This is a genomic window from Synechococcus sp. UW179A (genome assembly GCF_900473965.1).
In the GTDB taxonomy this organism is placed as follows: Bacteria; Cyanobacteriota; Cyanobacteriia; order PCC-6307; family Cyanobiaceae; genus Synechococcus_C.
In genome coordinates this window covers 11,771-30,209 of record NZ_UCNJ01000028.1, presented here as the reverse complement: position 1 = coordinate 30,209, position 18,439 = coordinate 11,771, and the positions used below count along the sequence as shown (strand labels likewise).

The window sequence follows — 18,439 nt, the reverse complement described above, 5'->3', positions numbered from 1 at the left end:
TCCAAATACAAACTGAATTCGAGGATCAGTCAACTTCTGGCCCTTCGTATTTAAAGCGATTCATCGCTTCAGACAACCCATTTGCTAATCGCTTTCGCTGCTCAATTGAAAGTTGTTCTGCTCCTTCTCCGGTGCGACCTGAGCGAAAGAATCGTTCACAACCAGCAGGCTTTTCTGCAAAACCATTAACATCTTCCTCAAGCTTCTTGAGTCGATCAATGGAGGTGTTTTCCAAAGCCTGATGTATGAGTTTTGAGTCAGTAGGAAGCCCTAAAAAAGTTGCCAATTCAGTGAATATTTCTGATCCTTTCGATAGCATATCTTCATAGCGCATGATCAAGACTGGTAGCTGAGTTTGATCGGCCCATGAGCGCACATGTTGATCCCAGCGGCCCATGTGTTGTCGTACTTGATGACCTCCAAAGCGTTCTCCTGGCACCAGTGCTGCACCGGGATCCAACAGAAAATCAACGCATCGATCCAACGGCCATGAGAAGAAGTGACTGAGTGACAGGGCCACATCCTCTGGGTGGCGCAGAATATAAACAACTCCAGAGCAACCTGTTGTGCTCACCACCGGGCGTCTACGGGAATCAGGAGATTTAAATGAATCATGCACTTTATGAAATCGCTCTCCTTCTGCGAATAGCCACGAACTGGCACCAGCACGTCCGCGCAACGGGTCAAGTTCACTAAAACTTAGATCACAACTATTAATTCCTAATTGATCGTCCAGCCAAAGCCTGGATGAGGCAATCGCTCCAGTTTCAATATCTTGATTAAGGTTTAGTTCTTCTCCAGGATTATCTCCTGCCAACCTCATTAATTCAGTGATAAAAACCCGGCACCAGGTGTTGCCTGATTTTGGATAAGAAGCCAGATACCAGTAGCTGTGATCTTCATTCATTGCTTGAGTCCTCTTCTGTGGCTTCTCTGCGCTGTTGCATCGATTCAGGTTGCATCAGGTCCACCTTCTTCAGGCTTTTGGCCATTGCTTTGATTCCATCTGGAACGATCAAGGCATGCAACGGCACCGTTCGAGCTAGTGCAGCTGCCTGCATAAACAGCTGCGCTTCTGCGTCCATGCCTCGATACATTCTTGCGTGAAAGGCTTGGTTACGCAGGCGCATCAAGGAATTGGTTTGTGAGACATTGCGTGAAGCCTTAAGAGACATTTTTTCCTTCTCATCTTCTGCTTCAGCGTCATCCTCTTGACCCGAATCCTCTTTGGCGCGATTCAACACATAAATCAGCCGCAATGGTGATCCTTGGGGCAGACAATCCAAATCGTGAGCATGCAGTGCGTAGCGCTTCAATCCCTTTCTCACCGGTGGCAACTGATGCCAATTCAGTTCCAATGCCACAGCGGCGTCATGCCAGAGCTTGAGTTGATGCATCCCTGGCAGAACCAGCCCATCAGGGCTCACGGCAACGAGCTCACTGCTGAGTAAACGCCAACCGTCTTGCAGCAAACACCAGGCCAGGGTGGACTTACCGGCAGCTGGATGACCCAACAGAAGGATGGCCTCACCATCTCGCTCCAGCGCTGTTCCATGCAAAACCAAGGCACCACGCTGAATCGCCAAGGCCCCAAGCCCACTGGTGACAGCAAACGTGCGGATGTCGCGATCGCTGACGCTGTCGTCCCAGCGCTGCCATTCCAAACGCTCACCACCGGTGGCACGGAACCAACCAATGCCTTCCAGTTCCAGCCGCCATTCCTGCGGCGCCAACTGCAACGTTGGCGTGCTGTGGGGGCTGGCCTGCAGCATTGGCCACTGCCTGTGATCAGCTTCCACCAGCTGCACCAGCGACTCACGCTCCACAGACGCGGCCGCTTGGATCAACTCCGGCAAGACCAACGTGGACTCCAGATGCATGCCCAGGGCTTGATAGATCCCAGGCGACGCTGCAGGCATCAGCTCACGTGCTCGCGTTTAGAGATCAATGCTGCCAGCTCTGCACGGTTTAATCCTGCCATCGACGCCAACAACAACAGCACCCGTGCTTTCTGGGGATTGAGGCGGCCTGCTGGCAGCAGCCCAGTCCCAGGCCTACCGAGTGCTCCTCACCATCCACGAGTCACTTGCGTGCAAATTTGCGTGCAATCAACTTCAAGGCGCTGCGCCAAGACCCTACGAAGCAAGTCTCTGGCAATTAAAAAGGGCCCTTCCAGGCCCCATGAGTCATTTGGGTGATAAGGCTGACTTCACCCCATCTCCCTTAAAGGGTCAGGCAGCAACAGGGGCTGCTTGACGGGAGAAACGAACGATGTTGTTCGCAGTTACGGGTTTGCTCTTACCGAGCAGGCTTCAGTCACCCTCCTCATGCCCCGTCGAAACCATTGCAGCCCCAGGAAGGGGGAATGGAGCTGAGCGGAATCGAACCGCTGTCCGAAACACTGGTGTGGATCACCTAGTCCGATCAAGACCGGACGTTGTCATTCTGACAGCAGTGGTGAAGTGGAGCAGAGGATCTTGGGGAGTGAGCACCGACATGCGCCGCTGCCGATTCATGGCGTCGCCGTGTTGCCCCAAGGTCTCGAGGACATCGGCAGCCAGGAATTGCAGGCACTCGGAGCCAAACAGATCACACCACTACGACGTGCTGCATCGTTCGAATCCGACATGGCCTGTTTGTACAGGCTTCACCTGCAATGCCGGCTGCCCTTCAGGTTGCTGCGGGAAATGGCACGCTTCCGCTGCGATGGTCGCGATTCCCTTTACGACGGCGTTCAACAGGCCCTCGACTGGGAACGCTGGCTTCATCCATCGATGAGCTTCCGAGTGGATGTGACCGGCACAGCCCCCGGGCTGAAACACAGCCACTTCACAGCACTCCAGGTGAAGAATGCCTTGATTGATCGTCAACGTGATCTCTGGGGAAAACGGTCGTCTATCAACCTGGACGAACCCGATCTCTGCCTGCATGTTCACTTGCATCGTGATGAAGCAGTCCTAAGCCTGGACGGCAGCGGTGGCAGCCTGCACCGCAGGGGATATCGAGCCGCCGTAGGGGTAGCTCCGCTGAAAGAGAATCTGGCAGCAGGACTGATCAGGCTGACCGGCTGGGACGGAAGTACCCCACTGACCGATCCTTGCTGCGGCTCAGGAACCCTGCTGATTGAGGCCGCAGCGATGGCTCTGCAGCGCTTCCCTGCTCTGCATCGCAACTTCCTGCTCGAATCATGGGCGGATTTCGAACCAGATCTGTGGAATGCAGAACAACAAAGAGCCCAGAAACGGCAGCAGCCCGTGGACAATCCACCACGAATTTTGGGCTATGAGCAGGACTCAAAGATTGCCCAGCAGGCACGCGACAACATCAGAGCAGCAGGCCTGGAGGAGGTAATCGAAATCGTTGAAGCCGATTTCAGAGATGCACCAGCTCCAGAAGAGGACCACGGCGTGGTGGTGTGCAATCCGCCCTATGGGGTGCGACTGGGCGACAGCATTGAACTTCAAGAGCTCTACAGAGAGCTTGGAGCAGTGTTGAAAAAAGATTACGGCGGCTGGGATCTGTGGCTGCTCAGCGGCAATCGAGAATTAACCGGAGCCCTACGCCTCAAAGCAAGGCGAAGGATCCCTGTGAATAACGGGGGATTGGATTGCCGCTGGCTGCATTACGAGCTGAACAGGCGACTCCGCTAATCCAATCCTCCTGGAAAACTGAAAACTGGCGATTCATTTGCCCAGGACGGCCCGCGTGGTCCGCATCAAGCCTTCCAGTGTCTGAGGCAGATACGGCCCTTTGGCGAGTTGACCGCCAATCCGCAGACTGAATCCGGCCACCACCAGATTGAGAATCGCTATCGCCAGGAGCGCTTGGATCAACGACCAACCCCAGGATTCCAGCATCCAAACCAGCAAGGCAGCTTCTCCAGCCACAAGGGCCATCAGCATCAGGGTGCCTCCCATGGCCAGAAACACGCCGCCACTGATCAGGCGCCGTTTCTCGCGATCCACCTCCTGCAAGGCAATACGGACGTGGAGGTCCATCACCGAGCCCGCAAGTGCAGTGACCCGGGCAGCAGCGCCAAGTCCTCTGGAGCGCGGTTGCTCGGAACGGGGCAGCTCACTCATGAGGATCTCCGTCCACCGGTCAGCAAGGCACCCACCAGAAGCCCTACACCAGCGGCCACAGCCAGTGACATTAAAGGTCTTTCGCGCACCGGTTTCTCAAGCTTCGGCCGGAGAGTGCTGTTGAGCTCATCGAGAAGATGCTCAAGCTGCTCTTCCAGCGGATCAAGGTTGTCAGCAAAGTTGCGGGTGCGATCTCCAGCCTGATGCAGCAACTCTTCGAGTTGGACAGTGACAAGGCTCGCAGCACGGTCGCTCTGGGCAGAAATCAGTTGAACCACCTCATCGAAACTGCCGCGGGTGGCTTCAAGAGCTTGATGGGTGACTTCAGGCCAACGCTTTTGGATTTCTGGCAAGAGACTCTCAAAACGATCCCGAAAGCGGTAAGCCAGATCCTGGGAGTCCGCAGGCGCATCGGCTGATGAGGGAGCTGAATCCATGGCGATCCTGACGGCCAACCGCAGGCTAAGGGTGGTAACTCTGAGATGAAACCCATTGGCATTGGTGGGGCATCAGTTGCGCTACGCCCTGTTAGAGCATTTTGGGGCCCCGGATGACCCAGGCGGTTGCCACCTCGACTTGTTGCTTGAGGACGGAGACAGCTGCCGCAGCTGGCGACTGGAAGCGATTCCACGTTTGAACGGTCCTGCGGTGCAAGCCACACCTTTGCCCCCCCACCGACTGGTGTGGCTGGATCGTGAGGCAGCCTCCGTATCCGGCAACAGGGGTTGGGCGCGACGGGTCGTAGCAGGCAAGATGCGAAGCGGCCTGCCCTCTGATGCCAATCAGCCCATTCAGGTGGAGCTGGAAGGGATGGCCGTCATCGGCCTCAGCGAGCCGGTTGTTCTGGAAATCGCAGCAGCAAAGTGCCGCATGCGCTCTCCCAGCGACCAGAGCACTGCAAACAGCACTTGAGCTTTTTCAAGGCTCCGCTAATTTCGGACGGCTAACAGCCGTGGCCCCTGTTGGTACACATCAATCAGGTCGGGCTGACACAGTTCAAGTCCTTCGGGGGGGCGATGAGCATCCCCCTGGAGCCCGGGTTCACTGTGGTGACCGGGCCAAACGGATCTGGCAAGAGCAACATTCTCGATGGAGTGTTGTTCTGTCTTGGTCTGGCTAACAGCAAAGGCATGCGTGCTGATCGCCTGCCTGATCTGGTTAATAGCAATGTGCTGAAGGCCGGCAAGTCAGCCGAAACCACGGTGAGTGTCCGTTTCGACCTATCCGAATGGGAGCCTGACGCGGCTGAGGAAGGACTGGAGCCCCCGGAGGAGGGGCCATGGATCCGCGCCGATCAAACGGAATGGACCGTTACACGCAAGTTGCGGGTGATGCCAGGAGGTTCCTACAGCAGCAGCTACAGCGCGGATGGGGTCCCGTGCAATCTCCAGCAATTGCAAACCCAGCTGCGCCGACTGCGCATCGACCCTGAGGGCAGCAACGTGGTGATGCAGGGAGATGTCACCCGCATCGTTTCGATGAGCAACCGCGATCGTCGCGGCCTGATTGATGAGCTGGCCGGTGTGGCGCTGTTCGACACCCGCATTGAACAAACCAGGCGCAAACTCGATGAAGTTCAGGAGCGCCAGGAGCGCTGCCGCATCGTTGAGCAGGAGCTGCTGACGGCGCGGCAGCGACTTGAAAAAGACTGTGCCAAAGCCAGGGCCTATCAAGAACTCAAAGAACAGTTGCAACTCGGCCGCCGACAGGAGCTGGTGTTGGCCTTCGAAGCGGCTCAATCCGAACGTCGACGCCTTCAGCAGCGACAAGAACAACTGAGCACCAAAGAGGAAAACGATGCTCGGTCAATCGAGCAACGCGACGTCAGCCTGCAGGAAGCGGCTGGAAGGCTTCAGACCCTTCAGGAGAGCGTCAAAGCTCTCGGCGAAGACCAGCTGCTGAGCGTGCAGGCTGAACTGGCAGGGCTTGATCCACAGAGCCGCGAACTGGAACGGCAGGCAGGCCAGCATCAGCAGGAGGCTGAACGCCTGCAAGGACTGCGCCATCAGCTACAAGCCCGCCGCGGCCAACTTCAGGATGAAACAGAAGACCTGCGCCTGAAAACCAACAATGGATTGCTGGAAAAAGCGGAGCAAGACTGCAGAGATGCGGAAGCAGCAGTGGAGCTCTCCCGGCGGCGACTAGGAGAAGTGGCAGGACGCTCAGGAACCTGGCTCGAAGAACAAAAGCAGCTCTCCGGCCAACGTCAGGACCTTCAAGGTCGCGTCACACCGCTTCAGGAGGAACGTCAACAGCTGCTGGAACGACTTCGACAAGACGAAGAACGACAGCTGGAGCTGGAACAGGAGCGAGATCAGGACGGGGAGGAAGACCAGCGGGTCCAGACCTTGCTGGAGCAGCTCGAGCGAGAGTGGCAGACGCTGCTGGAGTCGATTCGCAGCGGCAGAGAGCGACTTCAGCAACTGCTGGAGTCGGTCGCGATCCAACAACGCACCCGTTCCAGGCTCGAACAGGAACAGACGCGGCTCGAACGCGACATTGCCCGCCACGACAGCCGCCGGGAAGCCCTTCAGGAAAGCAGGGGCACTGGGGCACTGAGGCTGCTGCTCGAATCGGGCCTGGAAGGGATTCATGGCCATGTTGCGCAGCTTGGTGAAGTTGATGAACGCCATCGCCTGGCTCTGGAAGTGGCTGCCGGCGCAAGGATGGCTCAGGTGGTGGTGGACGATGACCGCATCGCTGCTCGAGCGATTGACTTACTGAAAAGTCGCCGCGCCGGTCGACTCACCTTCCTGCCGCTCAATAAAATCAGAGCTCCTGGCGCGGGGGCTGCGGCAGCTACAGCTCGTGGCCGCAGCCCCCAGGCGGGTGAGGGGAATGGCCTGATTGGACGCGCTGTCGAACTAATCCGCTACGAAGCGATTTACACAGACGTTTTTGCCTACGTCTTCGGTGACACGCAGGTGTTCAGCGATCTGAACAGTGCCAGACAATTCCTAGGCCGTTCACGAGCCGTCACCCTCGAAGGTGAGCTGCTTGAAAAAAGTGGTGCCATGACAGGCGGAAGCTTCTCGCAGCGTGGTGGCGGGCTGAGCTTCGGTGCCAGCAGTGATAGTGATGAAGCCGCCCCACTGCGTCAGCGACTGCTGGAGCTGGGGGAGAGCCTGGCCGCTTGTCGGCGGGAGGAACAGAGGCTGGCGGAGGCCGTGGATCAGCAGCGGCCAACATTGCGGCAACTGGAACAGCGCCAGGCCGCCCTGGAAGCAGAACGCCAAGCCGCCAAGCGTTCCCATGGCCCACTGCTCGAACGCGTGCAACAGCGTCAGCGCAAACTCAGCGAGCTGCAACAGGCCCAGCAGAAACATCGTCTGAGGCTTGATCAGCTTGAGACGAGCCTGAACCCCCTACAAATACAACTCAATCAGCTCAATTCCCAGGAATCCAACCTCGAAGCCAATGGTGATGCCGAGGGTTGGCAAGCTCTGCAGCAGGAGCTTGAACGGGTGGATTCCGGCCTTGAGGCCGCGCGGCAGCAACGCGATGCACTGCTGCAGCAGGAACGCGACCGACAACTCTCTCAACAGAGACTCGGCGATCAACAGCAAGCCATTGAGCGGGAAGAAGCTTCGCTTCAGCAAGCGGTTCAAGCCCTCTCGGAAGCGCATGGCCGGTGGCGTGAGCAGCAACAGGCGTTGAAGACCCGCCGAGATGCGCTGGAAACTCAGCAGCAGGAACTGCAAACCCGTTTCGGGGAAGAGCGACGCGCAAGAGATGAAGCGGAGGCTGCCGTTGCTGAACAGCGGCAGGCCTTGCAGCAGGCCTGCTGGGAGCTGGAGCGCCTACGCGAGGAGCGCAGCTCACTCGAGGAGCAACTGCGCAACGGAGGTCTCCGTTTGGAGGAGCTGCGGTCCACGCTCCCTAATCCACTTCCGGAAATTGCCGACGAGCTGCGTGAAAGTGGTCTGGAGAGCCTTCAAGAACGCCTGCAGCAATTGCAGCTGCGCATGGAAGCTCTAGAACCGGTAAACATGCTGGCCCTGGAGGAGCTGGCAGAGCTCGAACAACGCCTGGGCGACCTGGGTGAACGTCTGGATGTGCTCAGCCAGGAGCGAGAAGAACTGCTGCTGAGGATCGAAACTGTGGCCACGCTGCGCCAGGAAGCCTTCATGGAAGCCTTTGAGGCAGTCGACAGCCATTTCCGCGAAATCTTCGCCAGCCTTTCTGATGGCGATGGCAAGCTTCAGCTCGACAATCCGGATGACCCTCTCGAGGGTGGGCTCACACTGGTAGCCCATCCCAAAGGCAAAGCGGTCAGACGTTTGGCGGCAATGTCAGGAGGAGAGAAGTCGCTCACTGCACTCAGCTTTCTATTCGCTCTGCAGCGCTTCCGTCCATCCCCGTTCTATGCCCTGGATGAGGTCGACAGCTTCCTCGACGGGGTCAATGTGGAGCGTTTGGCAGCCCTGATTGCTCGCCAGGCCGAACAGGCACAGTTCCTAGTGGTGAGCCACCGCCGGCCCATGATCGGAGCCTCCACTCGGACCATCGGCGTCACTCAGGCGCGCGGTGCCCACACCCAGGTGGTTGGCCTTCCTGATGCAGCCTGAACAGCCAGCGCAGGGTCCTTGCGCCAAAATGTCACGAATCCCTCCGGCTGAGGCCCGCGGTTGAGCTTGTCGTCAACTCCGAATGACCCCCTGGCGAACGTGCCGAGTGACCGCCTCTGGCTGAGGTCGGAACTGATGGGTACGCAGGTCATCACCCGCGACAGTGGTCGTCGTCTGGGCGTTGTGGGTGAAGTGGTCGTGGACATTGACCGCCGCGAAGTAGTGGCCCTGGGATTACGCGACAATCCGCTCACCAGGTTCCTGCCGGGCCTGCCGCGCTGGATGCCCCTCGACCGAATCCGCCAAGTTGGGGACGTGATCCTTGTCGACTCAGCCGACTCCCTGAGCGAAGGCTTTGCAGCTGATCGCTATAGCCGCATCATCAACTGCCAAGTCATCACGGAATCAGGTCAGCAACTCGGTCGTGTCCTGGGCTTTTCGTTCGACATCGAAACCGGTGAATTAACCACCCTGGTGATGGGGGCTTTGGGTGTGCCGCTACTGGGTGAAGGTGTGCTGAGCACCTGGGAGATTCCCGTGGAAGAGATTGTCAGCAGTGGTGCTGACCGGATCATCGTTTACGAGGGCGCCGAAGACAAACTCAAACAACTCAACAGTGGATTCCTGGAAAAGCTGGGAGTGGGAGGAGCCAGCTGGGAGGAGCAGGAGAGGGAGCGTTACCGCTTGAACGTGGTGCCAGTGGAAAACCAGCTCAGCTCTGGTCAGCCAACTGAAGCAGCCCCACGGCAGCTCGAGGCCTCTCAGGTCGAACGGTTTGAGGCCGAGCAACCGGAACTTGAATATGTGGAACTGGAACAGCCTCGAGAGCAGGACGTGAGACGGCGCCGCTACCTCGATGAACTGCCCATGGATGAACCCGAGCCCTATCGACAGCCAGAGCGCTACTCCAGACGCGAACCTGAGCCTGACGATCGTCGTTATCGGACTCAGGGACAGGACGAACGGTCTTATCAGGAGCCGGAGCCCCGCTATCCAGAACCCCTAGGTGAACTGGATCCATCCAGCTATGAGGAACGTTCTCGCTACGAGGAAAGGCCTCGCTACGACGATCGTCCCCGCCCGGCTTCAAGACGCCCTGTGGAACGCCCCGGGGCACCACTAGATGTGGAACCGATGGATGTGGAATCAGTCGAGCGCCAACCCTTGGAGCTAGAGCCGAAAACGCGCAACACATGGAATAACGAACGACCAGAAGGGACTTCCGGCGAGCCCGTTGAAGATCCCTGGTGAATTAATCAGGGCAGATTGGCCTTCGGATCAGCGGCAGTTCAATCAAGATTCATCACCACCCTTGAACTGCAGTGAAGCGCTATTGACGCAGTAGCGCTGTCCAGTAGGGGCTGGTCCATCACTGAATACGTGTCCTAGATGCGAATCGCAGCGTGCACAAAGGATTTCTCTACGCACCATTCCATGGCTGAAATCTTCCTTGGTGACGATGGCCCCAGAACTGACTCCCTGCCAGAAACTGGGCCAACCAGTACCGGATTCAAATTTTGTGCTGGAACTGAACAAGGGGATGTCGCAGCAGATGCAGTGATAAGTGCCATCGCCCTTGTGGTCCCAATAAACACCGGTGAAGGCCCGTTCAGTGCCTCCTTTACGGGCCACCTGAAATTGCTCGGGAGTCAGTTGCTGCTTCCACTCCTCAGGGGAGCGTTCAACGCGATCGCCGCCGGAGGTTGAGGGAGTGGTCATGAACTGTTCGGAATTCGTCTCAAAAGCTAGTCGGAAAGAGCCTTCGGCAGCAGGCTCCTCACCTCTTCAGCCAAAGCCGCCACCGCTCCCGGCTGTCCGCGCAGCGCCCTGAGATCGTCGCGCTGACCCTCGAGCCGCTCAGGCTGCTGCAACCAGCCCGATGCTTCAGCTGCGATCTGCTCGGGTGTGATGGCGCCCACACGCTCAGGGACCACCATCCGGCCTGCGGAAATATTCGGCCAGGCCAACAGGCCATGGTTTCTCATCCTCCAGGCGCTGAGCAGAAGACCGATCAGTCGCCGCAGTCCAGGCAAGCGGGCCAACAGCCCCATCCAGCCGTCCCAAGCCTGCATCACACCAAGATGCTGAGTTGGCACCAGCACGATCATCGGCACTCCCAGAGCGCCCAGTTCGGCTGTGTTAGCACCCACCGTGGTGAGAGCCAGGGAACATTGACTCAGCACTCCATGGGCAGGGGGGTCCTCCTGAAGATGGATGAGTGTGCCGGCATTGGTCAGCAGCCGCCGCCAGGGCCAGCCATCTCCCGGAGGGAGAACCTCCCTCACACCGGCCGCATAAGCATCCGCGATGCGATTGGCAGTACTGAGATACCGGAGAAAAGCCTCAGCACTGGTGGTAGGGGCTACTGGCAAAAGGAACCGACAATCTGGGCGTCGCGCCATCAAACGGTCGGCGGTTTCAAACAAAAACGGGACCCCCACGCTGAGTTTGGCTGGCTTGGATCCCGGCAGCAATGCAACCCACTCCCCTTCAGGCAGAGGATCGCTTGCCCTGGCATGGCTCGACAGGTCTGCCATCAGATCGCCAACAACACGGCAACGCGAACGAAAGCGCTTTGGCAACTGCTGCTGAACCTCTGGCGCCATGGCCGCAATGCGGTCATTCCAACGCGGCCAACGGGCCACCCATTCGGCGTAGGTGATGTGCCGATAGCCAAGCCTTGCTGAGAGCAATACACTCCAGAACTGATCGCCGCCAAGAAAGACCACTACACCTCTGTTCGGCCAGTGGCCGAACCGATCTGGATGAAGCAACAGCGACCAAAACTGAGCCGCAGGAATGATTCGATCGAACTGTTGCCAGCGACCGGCAGCTTCGGCCTCCAGGCCTGTGGCGTTGGGGCATGGGACCAGCACCAGCCTCAAGCTAAGAGGCGAATGCATGGATCTCGGCCTGAGCAGCAATTGCCGGTGGAGCCGTTCCGCCAGCGGACGGACCCAGGTACTCAGCTCGCCGGGTCCGTTGGAAACGAACACCACAGAGAGCGTTGGATCCTTGGATCGGAGCGTCAATCGAAACGGATCGGCTTTTGGAAAAGAAATGCGGATGGCGAGACTTGAACTCGCAAGGCCGAAGCCACACGCCCCTCAAACGTGCGTGTCTACCAATTCCACCACATCCGCGTGGTTGATTCAGCCCTTCGGGCTTCACCGGGGATCGATCATACCGGCTGGGGTGCCCTTTATTGCCCTGCCCGCAGACGCTGCAGGAAGCCGATGAACTCCCATGCACGGACACTGATACGATCCGCCCTGGCCTGGAATCTGCGGGATGCCCATCGGCAAGGTGCTGATCGCCAACCGCGGCGAAATTGCTCTCAGAATTCTGAGAAGCTGCCGGGAGATGGGAATCGCCACGGTGGCGGTTTACAGCACCGTTGATCGCAACGCCCTCCACGTACAGCTGGCCGATGAGGCGGTCTGTGTGGGCGAAGGACCCAGCAACCGCAGCTATCTGAACGTTCCCAACATTCTTGCGGCAGCCACGTCAAGGGGCGTTGACGCCATCCATCCCGGCTACGGATTTCTAGCTGAAAACGACAAGTTCGCAGAAATGTGCGGCGACCATGGCCTCACCTTTGTCGGACCATCGCCCCACGCGATCCGCTCGATGGGTGATAAGTCCACCGCCAAAACAACCATGCAATCGGTGGGGGTTCCCACCGTTCCCGGCAGCGAAGGGCTGCTTTCAGGAACCAAGGAAGCGGCTGAGCTGGCAGCCAGCATGGGCTACCCGGTCATGATCAAGGCCACGGCCGGTGGGGGTGGCCGGGGCATGCGCCTCGTTCAGAGCCCTGATCAGCTCGACACTCTCTTCAAGGCAGCACAGGGAGAGGCAGAGGCTGCGTTCGGCAATCCTGGGTTGTACATGGAGAAATTCATCGACCGCCCGCGTCACGTTGAAGTACAGGTGTTGGCCGATCGCCATGGCAACGTCGTTCACCTCGGTGAACGGGACTGCTCCATTCAGCGCCGCCACCAGAAACTGCTGGAAGAGGCGCCCAGCCCTGCTCTGGACCCTGAGCTGCGCCGACGCATGGGCGAAGCGGCTGTGGCTGCAGCGCGCAGTATCGATTACGAGGGCGCCGGCACGGTCGAGTTCCTACTAGACCGCAGTGGCGGGTTTTATTTCATGGAGATGAACACCCGCATCCAGGTGGAACACCCTGTCACTGAGATGGTCACCGGCGTTGACCTGATCACTGAGCAACTGCGCATCGCGGGAGGCGAGCCGATCAGCGTTCTTCAGAAAGATATTCAGTTGCGTGGTCATGCGATTGAGTGCCGCATCAATGCAGAGGACGCACGCCACAACTTCCGCCCAGCTCCAGGACGGATCACCGGATGGCTTCCCCCCGGAGGTCCTGGAGTTCGCGTCGACAGTCACGTGTACACCGGTTACGACATACCACCCTTTTACGACTCTCTGATCGGGAAACTGATCGTTTGGGGAACCGACCGCACACATGCATTGTCACGCATGAAGCGTGCCCTCAATGAATGCGCCGTCACTGGGATCCCCACAACGGTCGACTTCCACCTGGAGATGATTGAGCGGCCGGAATTCATCAACGGCGACGTCCACACAAAATTCGTCGAGCAGGAAATGCTCCCCTGAGCTATTCACGGACGCTCGCCGTTTAAGCGATGGCTTGGGAACGCATCAGGATCTGTGAAAGCACACCCTGCTGACCAACCAACAGCTCACGCGCGAGGCTGACCAAACCAAGCCAGATGACCGGCGTGACATCCACTCCGCCAATCGGTGCCACAACACGGCGAGTGAGAGCCAGAACAGGCTCCGTAAGCCAGATCACCAGAGCCCAGACCCCTGATTTGGAGTCAACCTTCGGGTACCAAGTGAGCACGATCCGCATCAGAAACATCAGGCTCCATGCAGCCAGCAGCAGACCCAAGATCAGATGCACTGTCGGCAGAACCTGAAGCAGGGTCGGCGTCACAAAGCTCAAAGCAACGGGATCAGCATCGTAGAAAGTCGCCAACGATCCCTAAGATCGCTCTTGCCTTGCATCCAGGGTTTGGTTCCGGCCCGATCGCTATGACTCCCTCCCTCACCAATTTCCTTCTCAGCCTGGTCGCGGGTGCCGTGATCGTGGTTGTGCCAGCTTCCATCGCTCTATTCCTGTTCAGCCAAACCGACCAGGTGGACCGAAAACTCTGAAGGGCCTGGCGCGCTTCGTAAACTTGAATCAACTGTTCCCGGTTACAAAGAAACTGGTGAACGCACTTCGAGGTCCTAATCGTGGTTAACGCCAGTCTTAATTGGGCCAGCATCGTTGGCATCGTGCTGGCCGTTGGCGGCGCGATGCTGTACTTCATGCGCAGCTTCAAGCCTGCCCTCGCCCGCGATTACGACGTTTTTTTTGCAGCCATCGGCCTGCTGTGCGGCGGAATCCTCTTCTTCCAGGGCTGGAGACTCGATCCGATTCTCCAGTTCGGACAATTTCTGCTAGCCGGCACAACGGTCTTTTTCGCCTATGAAAGCGTCCGCCTGCGAGGAATCTCAGCAGAGCAGGCTCGGCGCTCGGCCTATTTCGATGACGAGCCTCCTGCCAGGGGACAAGCCCCAGGGATGCGTGGCGGATACGACGACTCCTACGAAAGCTTCGACGAACCTCAGCCGCTGAGACGCCGTTTTGCAGGGCAAGAATTCGACCGCAATGAAGGACAGGAAGACGACCTCTATCGCCCGCGCCGAAGTTCCAGAGCAGCCATTCCCGAACAAGCCGCCAGTCGACGACGCGGCCGCCCTGAAGAACCCTCCAGCTGGAGGCAGGACAGTGAACAGGATCGCCGCATGGCTCGCTTCGGCAATCGAGACGACGATCGCCCAGCCTCTGGTCCCAGCTTCGGGGATCGCCGCAATCAGCGTGAGGATCAACGACGCGGCAGCAGACCCAGCGCTGCTTCTTCACGCACTGGGTCCCCGTCAATGACCTCCCCGCGTCCAACCGACGACTCACCGGAAGCCGTGTCCCGCTCTCCCTTTATCAATCGGTCCGCAGCTGCAACTCCGCCGGGAGTTCCTCAAGGAACGCCATTCCGCCAGGCTGCTGAAGATGCGGCCTACAGCCCGAGCAAACGTCAACCTGGCCAGGAGTCCCCGCCCAACACGCGTTCCCAAGATTCTGGGCGAACCCCTCCCCGTAGTTCGCGTCCACGGGATAACAGCTCCCGCTTCGACGACTGATCCGCTTCCGTACGCTGCTGCTAATTGGCCTATTGATGGCCGGGTGCAGCGGCAGAACCCAGCGAGCTCCCAGATCGCTTCTGCCTGAGCAGCAGCAGGAGCCCGCCCTCAGTGGAGACGGCAGCAAGCTGGCCATGATTGTTGACCAGCGCGGCAGACCCACCGTGCAGTTGAAAGACCTGCGTGGAGGTGGTCGCCTGCCCCTGCGCCATCTGAACCGGCAACAGCCCCACAGCTCTCCCTCCCTGAGCTGGAATGGTCGCTATCTGGCCGTGATTGTTCAGCGCGGCAACCGAAGGCTTGTTCTGATCGAAGACCGACTCAATGGCCGAGCCCATCCGCTACGTCTTCCCTCAGGTCGTTCTCCAGTCCGAGTAAGCCTCTCACCGGATGGGCATCAGCTGGCAGTACAGACCGCCGATCGTGGGCGTTGGCAGGTTGAACTACTTGATCTGAGCGGCCTGCTCGAACCAGATCGACCCGGCGGCCTGCGCAGGTCAACTGCGGCGGAGCCTCAGCCATGACAACTCAATGGCCACAAATCACCGCATTACTGCTTGGACTTTGCCTGATGGGCTGTGGTCCATCAGGCCTGCGTCCTGAGCAGGGCATCAGCAGCGCACTGCAGCGCAGTGCTGAAAGCAGGCGATGGCCTTCCATGGGCAACCGCTGGTTGGCATCGATCGCCAGTCGCAACGGTCGGGAACGGGTCGAGCTTGTGAATCTGCGCAATGGTCAGCCTGTGCCGCTGCCTGGCATTAATCAGGCGGATGCCCAGCCAATCAGTGTCAGCGTGAGCGCTGATGGCAATCGCATTGCCCTGATCCGCAGCCGTGATGGACGCACGGAACTGATGCTCTATCGCCGTGGTGTGGGAATGCTTCAACGCTTACCCATAGAACCTGCCGGAGTCCCCAGAGAGGTCAGCCTGGATGGATCAGGGCGACTGCTGGCGGTGCAGGTGAGCCGCCAGGGGCGATGGGACGTGGATCTGATCCGACTACCTTGATCAGCGAGGACCACTCAGGGCACCAGACCAGACCAGTGCAGGAAGGTGTCGTGGCTCAGTGTTTCCACAAGCAGCACTGAAAGAAAGCCGATCATGGCGAAACGACCATTGACGCGCTCCGCATAGCCGCTCCATCCGAACGCAGGAACATCACTTGTAGTAGCGGAGGGTGTCTGGTCGAGGGGAGCCTCAGGCGGCTTCGCTGAGTCGGTCTCGGAAGTCATCGGGGATCAAACGCGGCCGAATTCATAGCTTGCCGCAGGGAGAAGACGCCATCCTCCCTCGCCATCAAGCTCGAGAACCGTGTCGTGGAACTCACGCAGTGTGGGCCGGTGCCCCACACTGACGACCGCCATCTCTCTCTCCACCAGCAGTTGGTAGAGGTAGCGCTCTGTACCAACATCCAAAGCACTAGTGGCCTCATCCAGCACAACGACTTTGGGAGCATTCAGCAACAAACGAGCAAACGCGAGCCTTTGCTGCTCGCCCAACGAAAGCAGCCTTGGCCAATCCTGCTTCACATCGAAGGATGGGTAGCGATCAAGCACCGACTGAAGCTGCACTTCTTTAAGAACGGCCTGAAGGTGCTCATCGCTAAAGCGATCGCAATCAAGGGGGTAGCAGAGCTGTTCACGCAGTGAACCCAGGGTCATGTATGGACGCTGAGGAATGAACAGCAGATCGCCAGTTGCCGGTGTCGAAACCTGTCCGGTGGGGGAGGCCCAAAGGCCGCTGATCACACGCAGTAAAGACGTTTTGCCACATCCGGATGGTCCCACCACAAGCAGACGCTGACCGCTGGAGATGCTCAGATTCAGATTCTCAGTCAGCAGACGATCGGCAAAAGGGGTCTTCACAGCGGCACCTTTGAGCACAATTGAATTGGCCGGAGTGACCTCTGAGAAGAAGTCGGTGTATTCATCACGATCAACATGGGAAATGTTTGATTGGAAACCCTCGAGACGACCAACCGAAGCCGAGAAACGAGCCAAAGACTCGATGTTGTAAATAATGAAAAATAGAGAACCTTCGACCAGCGAGTAGGCGACATTCGCCTGAGCAAAACTTCCGTAATCCATTTTTCCCGCCAGGATTGGAGCGAGCAAAATCAAGTAAGGGATAAAATTACTTCCATAAATTCCCGATCGCTGCACCATCTTCAAAAGAGCCTGCCAGATAATCAAAAGGTCGTAATTCTTGATCACGGTGCCCAATCTTTGACCCACTTCTCTCGACTCCTCAGGCTCCCCGGAATAAAAGGCAATCGATTCAGCGTTATTCCGAATGTGCACAAGGCCGTAGCGAAAATCGGCCTCATATCGCAATTGATTGGTATTGATCGCCACAAGCTTTCGTCCCGCGAAAATCATCAGGGCCGACATCACCCCCGCATAAGCCAACAAAGCCACTGTTAGCTCGCCGCTGATACTCCATAGAATGGCAATATTGAGAGAAAAACTAAGAATCGAATCAAAAATATCCAGCGTGAATCTCAATGCTTCAATCGTGAAGTCCTTGGTGTCATCGGCCATTCGTTGATCAGGGTTGTCAACATCACCACCTGAACCTTCGTTGGGATTCAGAATGTAATAAGCTCGATCTTTGAGGTAATCAGAGATCAAACTCTGGGTGAGCCAGTCCCTCCAGACCAAACTCAGCTTGGCCGTCAGGTAATACTGAAGGGTGCGGATTGGCAGCGCCGCCATAAAGCAGACGCCATAGACCCAGAGATTGCGATAACTGGCTTCTGGATTCCGTGCAATCAGCGCGTTGGTTAAATCACGGGCAATAAAGGTGATGCCGGCATTGATTCCATTCACAGACAGCAGCATCAGAATGATTACCCCGAGCATCAGCCAGGGGATCCAGCGTCGCTGACGCAAACGCGAGCGAAAGGTAATAAAACAGCCGAGCCCTAATGCAAACAGAAGAAGAATGAACTGGCCCCAACAGAGCAGACCCAACCCGAGGCTGTTCATCCAGGGAGAAATGGACTCGATCGAGCTTGACCAAATTTGTGTCAGGGGATTCACCACCCCCGAGAAAGACGCTGTGACCGCAGTCGGGGCCAGCCATCCCAACAGCCCAAAAACAGTAGAGACGGTGAACAGTGCCGTAATACCCCATGCCAAAAGAATGCTCGGGGAATACAACCAGGCCTTAACTGGAAATCCTCGACCAATCCGCTCCTGGGAAATAAGAGCGATGAGCAGCGCGACCGGGTAAATGAAAAGGAAGAGCTGTCCCCATGACAGGATCTCGATGATTGGCCTTGACCACAGCGACGTGATCGCCCCCTGCACACCACCGAGATATTGGGAGGTGAGCTGAGGCCAGACGGCTCCCAAAAATGCCATCAGGCCTGAGACGAGGCCCAGAACCGTTGCAGCAACGCAAAACAGCAACGACAGCAGCAGTAATGCAAACTGCCAGGCATTGCTCTCGGTGTAAGGCAGAAAATACGGCTGAGAGAGCCTGCGCAGCCTCGTCAGCTGGGCCCGAAACGACTGCAGGGACGCCATGAAATCAACCACCTCTGATCATTCTGG

Annotated in this window: 18 protein-coding genes, 1 tRNA gene and 1 pseudogene; 9 read left to right on the top strand and 11 right to left on the bottom strand. The window is 57.9% G+C overall.

Going from position 1 to position 18,439, the window contains the following annotated elements; genetic code table 11:
* Positions 1–25: 25 nt before the first annotated feature.
* The 3 genes and pseudogenes from DXY31_RS13700 to DXY31_RS17620 form a co-directional block, all read right to left on the bottom strand.
* A complete protein-coding gene (locus tag DXY31_RS13700) occupies positions 26–907 on the bottom strand; it encodes a sulfotransferase domain-containing protein (protein ID WP_114994295.1) in 882 nt (293 codons plus the stop codon).
* Positions 900–1,919 carry a hypothetical protein gene (locus DXY31_RS13695; protein ID WP_114994294.1) on the bottom strand — a complete coding sequence of 340 codons (1,020 nt, stop codon included), beginning with the start codon at positions 1,917–1,919 and terminating at the stop codon, positions 900–902. The genes DXY31_RS13700 and DXY31_RS13695 overlap by 8 nt, the downstream gene beginning before the upstream one ends.
* Positions 1,919–2,044, bottom strand: a pseudogene (locus tag DXY31_RS17620) (asparaginase); the annotation flags it as partial. The gene DXY31_RS13695 and the pseudogene DXY31_RS17620, both read right to left, overlap by 1 nt.
* A 433-nt stretch (positions 2,045–2,477) precedes the next feature.
* On the opposite strand from DXY31_RS17620, the gene DXY31_RS13680 reads away from it, so the two are divergent.
* Positions 2,478–3,650 (top strand): class I SAM-dependent RNA methyltransferase, encoded by a 1,173-nt coding sequence (locus DXY31_RS13680; RefSeq protein ID WP_244279813.1) that lies wholly within the window; start codon positions 2,478–2,480, stop codon positions 3,648–3,650.
* A 33-nt stretch (positions 3,651–3,683) separates the two neighbouring features.
* On the opposite strand, the gene DXY31_RS13675 is transcribed toward DXY31_RS13680, so the two are convergent.
* Both DXY31_RS13675 and DXY31_RS13670 read right to left on the bottom strand, forming a co-directional pair.
* Positions 3,684–4,082, bottom strand: coding sequence for a phage holin family protein (locus tag DXY31_RS13675; RefSeq protein ID WP_114994292.1), 399 nt, complete (start codon positions 4,080–4,082; stop codon positions 3,684–3,686).
* A complete protein-coding gene (locus tag DXY31_RS13670; RefSeq protein ID WP_114994343.1) occupies positions 4,079–4,519 on the bottom strand; it encodes a hypothetical protein in 441 nt (146 codons plus the stop codon). Before DXY31_RS13670 ends, DXY31_RS13675 begins: the two co-directional genes overlap by 4 nt.
* A gap of 61 nt (positions 4,520–4,580) precedes the next feature.
* On the opposite strand from DXY31_RS13670, the gene DXY31_RS13665 reads away from it, so the two are divergent.
* The 3 genes from DXY31_RS13665 to DXY31_RS13655 all read left to right on the top strand — a co-directional run bounded on the left by DXY31_RS13665 (position 4,581) and on the right by DXY31_RS13655 (position 9,901).
* Positions 4,581–4,994: a hypothetical protein gene (locus DXY31_RS13665; RefSeq protein ID WP_371639471.1), complete on the top strand. Its 414-nt coding sequence runs from the start codon at positions 4,581–4,583 to the stop codon at positions 4,992–4,994.
* 104 nt (positions 4,995–5,098) lie between these two features.
* Complete coding sequence (smc, locus tag DXY31_RS13660) at positions 5,099–8,650, top strand: chromosome segregation protein SMC (protein WP_244279811.1); 3,552 nt, start codon at positions 5,099–5,101, stop codon at positions 8,648–8,650.
* A 60-nt stretch (positions 8,651–8,710) separates the two neighbouring features.
* Complete coding sequence (locus DXY31_RS13655) at positions 8,711–9,901, top strand: PRC-barrel domain-containing protein (RefSeq protein ID WP_170953715.1); 1,191 nt, start codon at positions 8,711–8,713, stop codon at positions 9,899–9,901.
* Between the two features lie 42 nt (positions 9,902–9,943).
* Here DXY31_RS13655 and msrB read toward each other — a convergent pair whose 3' ends face one another.
* The 3 genes from msrB to DXY31_RS13640 all read right to left on the bottom strand — a co-directional run bounded on the left by msrB (position 9,944) and on the right by DXY31_RS13640 (position 11,793).
* The gene (gene msrB / locus DXY31_RS13650) at positions 9,944–10,369 is read right to left on the bottom strand and encodes a peptide-methionine (R)-S-oxide reductase MsrB (protein WP_114994290.1); all 426 of its coding nucleotides are present in this window, start codon (positions 10,367–10,369) and stop codon (positions 9,944–9,946) included.
* A 26-nt stretch (positions 10,370–10,395) separates the two neighbouring features.
* Positions 10,396–11,682, bottom strand: a complete 1,287-nt coding sequence (locus DXY31_RS13645; protein WP_114994289.1) for a glycosyl transferase — start codon at positions 11,680–11,682, stop codon at positions 10,396–10,398.
* Between the two features lie 29 nt (positions 11,683–11,711).
* Positions 11,712–11,793: transfer RNA gene (locus tag DXY31_RS13640), tRNA-Leu, on the bottom strand.
* A 148-nt stretch (positions 11,794–11,941) separates the two neighbouring features.
* Here DXY31_RS13640 and accC point away from each other — a divergent pair.
* Positions 11,942–13,288, top strand: a complete 1,347-nt coding sequence (gene accC, locus DXY31_RS13635) for an acetyl-CoA carboxylase biotin carboxylase subunit (RefSeq protein ID WP_114994288.1) — start codon at positions 11,942–11,944, stop codon at positions 13,286–13,288.
* 22 nt (positions 13,289–13,310) lie between these two features.
* Here the strand turns inward: accC and DXY31_RS13630 are convergent, their stop codons facing one another.
* Positions 13,311–13,640, bottom strand: coding sequence for a YggT family protein (locus tag DXY31_RS13630; RefSeq protein ID WP_114994340.1), 330 nt, complete (start codon positions 13,638–13,640; stop codon positions 13,311–13,313).
* An 89-nt stretch (positions 13,641–13,729) separates the two neighbouring features.
* Here DXY31_RS13630 and psbX point away from each other — a divergent pair, with 89 nt between their 5' ends.
* The 4 genes from psbX (at position 13,730) to DXY31_RS13610 (ending at position 15,890) form a co-directional block, all read left to right on the top strand.
* Positions 13,730–13,852 (top strand): photosystem II reaction center X protein, encoded by a 123-nt coding sequence (gene psbX, locus DXY31_RS13625; protein WP_066910860.1) that lies wholly within the window; start codon positions 13,730–13,732, stop codon positions 13,850–13,852.
* Between the two features lie 81 nt (positions 13,853–13,933).
* On the top strand, positions 13,934–14,881 hold the full coding sequence (locus DXY31_RS13620; RefSeq protein ID WP_114994287.1) for a Ycf66 family protein: 948 nt from the start codon (positions 13,934–13,936) through the stop codon (positions 14,879–14,881).
* A gap of 35 nt (positions 14,882–14,916) precedes the next feature.
* Positions 14,917–15,405 (top strand): Tol biopolymer transporter periplasmic protein, encoded by a 489-nt coding sequence (locus DXY31_RS13615; RefSeq protein ID WP_114994286.1) that lies wholly within the window; start codon positions 14,917–14,919, stop codon positions 15,403–15,405.
* A 47-nt stretch (positions 15,406–15,452) separates the two neighbouring features.
* The gene (locus DXY31_RS13610) at positions 15,453–15,890 is read left to right on the top strand and encodes a hypothetical protein (protein WP_244279821.1); all 438 of its coding nucleotides are present in this window, start codon (positions 15,453–15,455) and stop codon (positions 15,888–15,890) included.
* A gap of 14 nt (positions 15,891–15,904) precedes the next feature.
* Here the strand turns inward: DXY31_RS13610 and DXY31_RS13605 are convergent, their stop codons facing one another.
* Both DXY31_RS13605 and DXY31_RS13600 read right to left on the bottom strand, forming a co-directional pair.
* A complete protein-coding gene (locus tag DXY31_RS13605) occupies positions 15,905–16,114 on the bottom strand; it encodes a chlorophyll a/b-binding protein (protein ID WP_114994284.1) in 210 nt (69 codons plus the stop codon).
* 6 nt (positions 16,115–16,120) lie between these two features.
* Positions 16,121–18,412 (bottom strand): ABC transporter ATP-binding protein/permease, encoded by a 2,292-nt coding sequence (locus DXY31_RS13600; RefSeq protein WP_244279809.1) that lies wholly within the window; start codon positions 18,410–18,412, stop codon positions 16,121–16,123.
* Positions 18,413–18,439: the final 27 nt, after the last annotated feature.

Coding starts and splice junctions, on each gene's coding strand:
- DXY31_RS13700 (WP_114994295.1), bottom strand. CDS start 907: ATGAATGAAGATCACAGCTACTGGTATCTGGCTTCTTATCCAAAATCA.
- DXY31_RS13695 (WP_114994294.1), bottom strand. CDS start 1,919: ATGCCTGCAGCGTCGCCTGGGATCTATCAAGCCCTGGGCATGCATCTG.
- DXY31_RS13675 (WP_114994292.1), bottom strand. CDS start 4,082: ATGAGTGAGCTGCCCCGTTCCGAGCAACCGCGCTCCAGAGGACTTGGC.
- DXY31_RS13670 (WP_114994343.1), bottom strand. CDS start 4,519: ATGGATTCAGCTCCCTCATCAGCCGATGCGCCTGCGGACTCCCAGGAT.
- smc (WP_244279811.1), top strand. CDS start 5,099: ATGAGCATCCCCCTGGAGCCCGGGTTCACTGTGGTGACCGGGCCAAAC.
- msrB (WP_114994290.1), bottom strand. CDS start 10,369: ATGACCACTCCCTCAACCTCCGGCGGCGATCGCGTTGAACGCTCCCCT.
- accC (WP_114994288.1), top strand. CDS start 11,942: ATGCCCATCGGCAAGGTGCTGATCGCCAACCGCGGCGAAATTGCTCTC.
- psbX (WP_066910860.1), top strand. CDS start 13,730: ATGACTCCCTCCCTCACCAATTTCCTTCTCAGCCTGGTCGCGGGTGCC.
- DXY31_RS13615 (WP_114994286.1), top strand. CDS start 14,917: ATGGCCGGGTGCAGCGGCAGAACCCAGCGAGCTCCCAGATCGCTTCTG.
- DXY31_RS13610 (WP_244279821.1), top strand. CDS start 15,453: ATGGGCTGTGGTCCATCAGGCCTGCGTCCTGAGCAGGGCATCAGCAGC.
- DXY31_RS13605 (WP_114994284.1), bottom strand. CDS start 16,114: ATGACTTCCGAGACCGACTCAGCGAAGCCGCCTGAGGCTCCCCTCGAC.
- DXY31_RS13600 (WP_244279809.1), bottom strand. CDS start 18,412: ATGGCGTCCCTGCAGTCGTTTCGGGCCCAGCTGACGAGGCTGCGCAGG.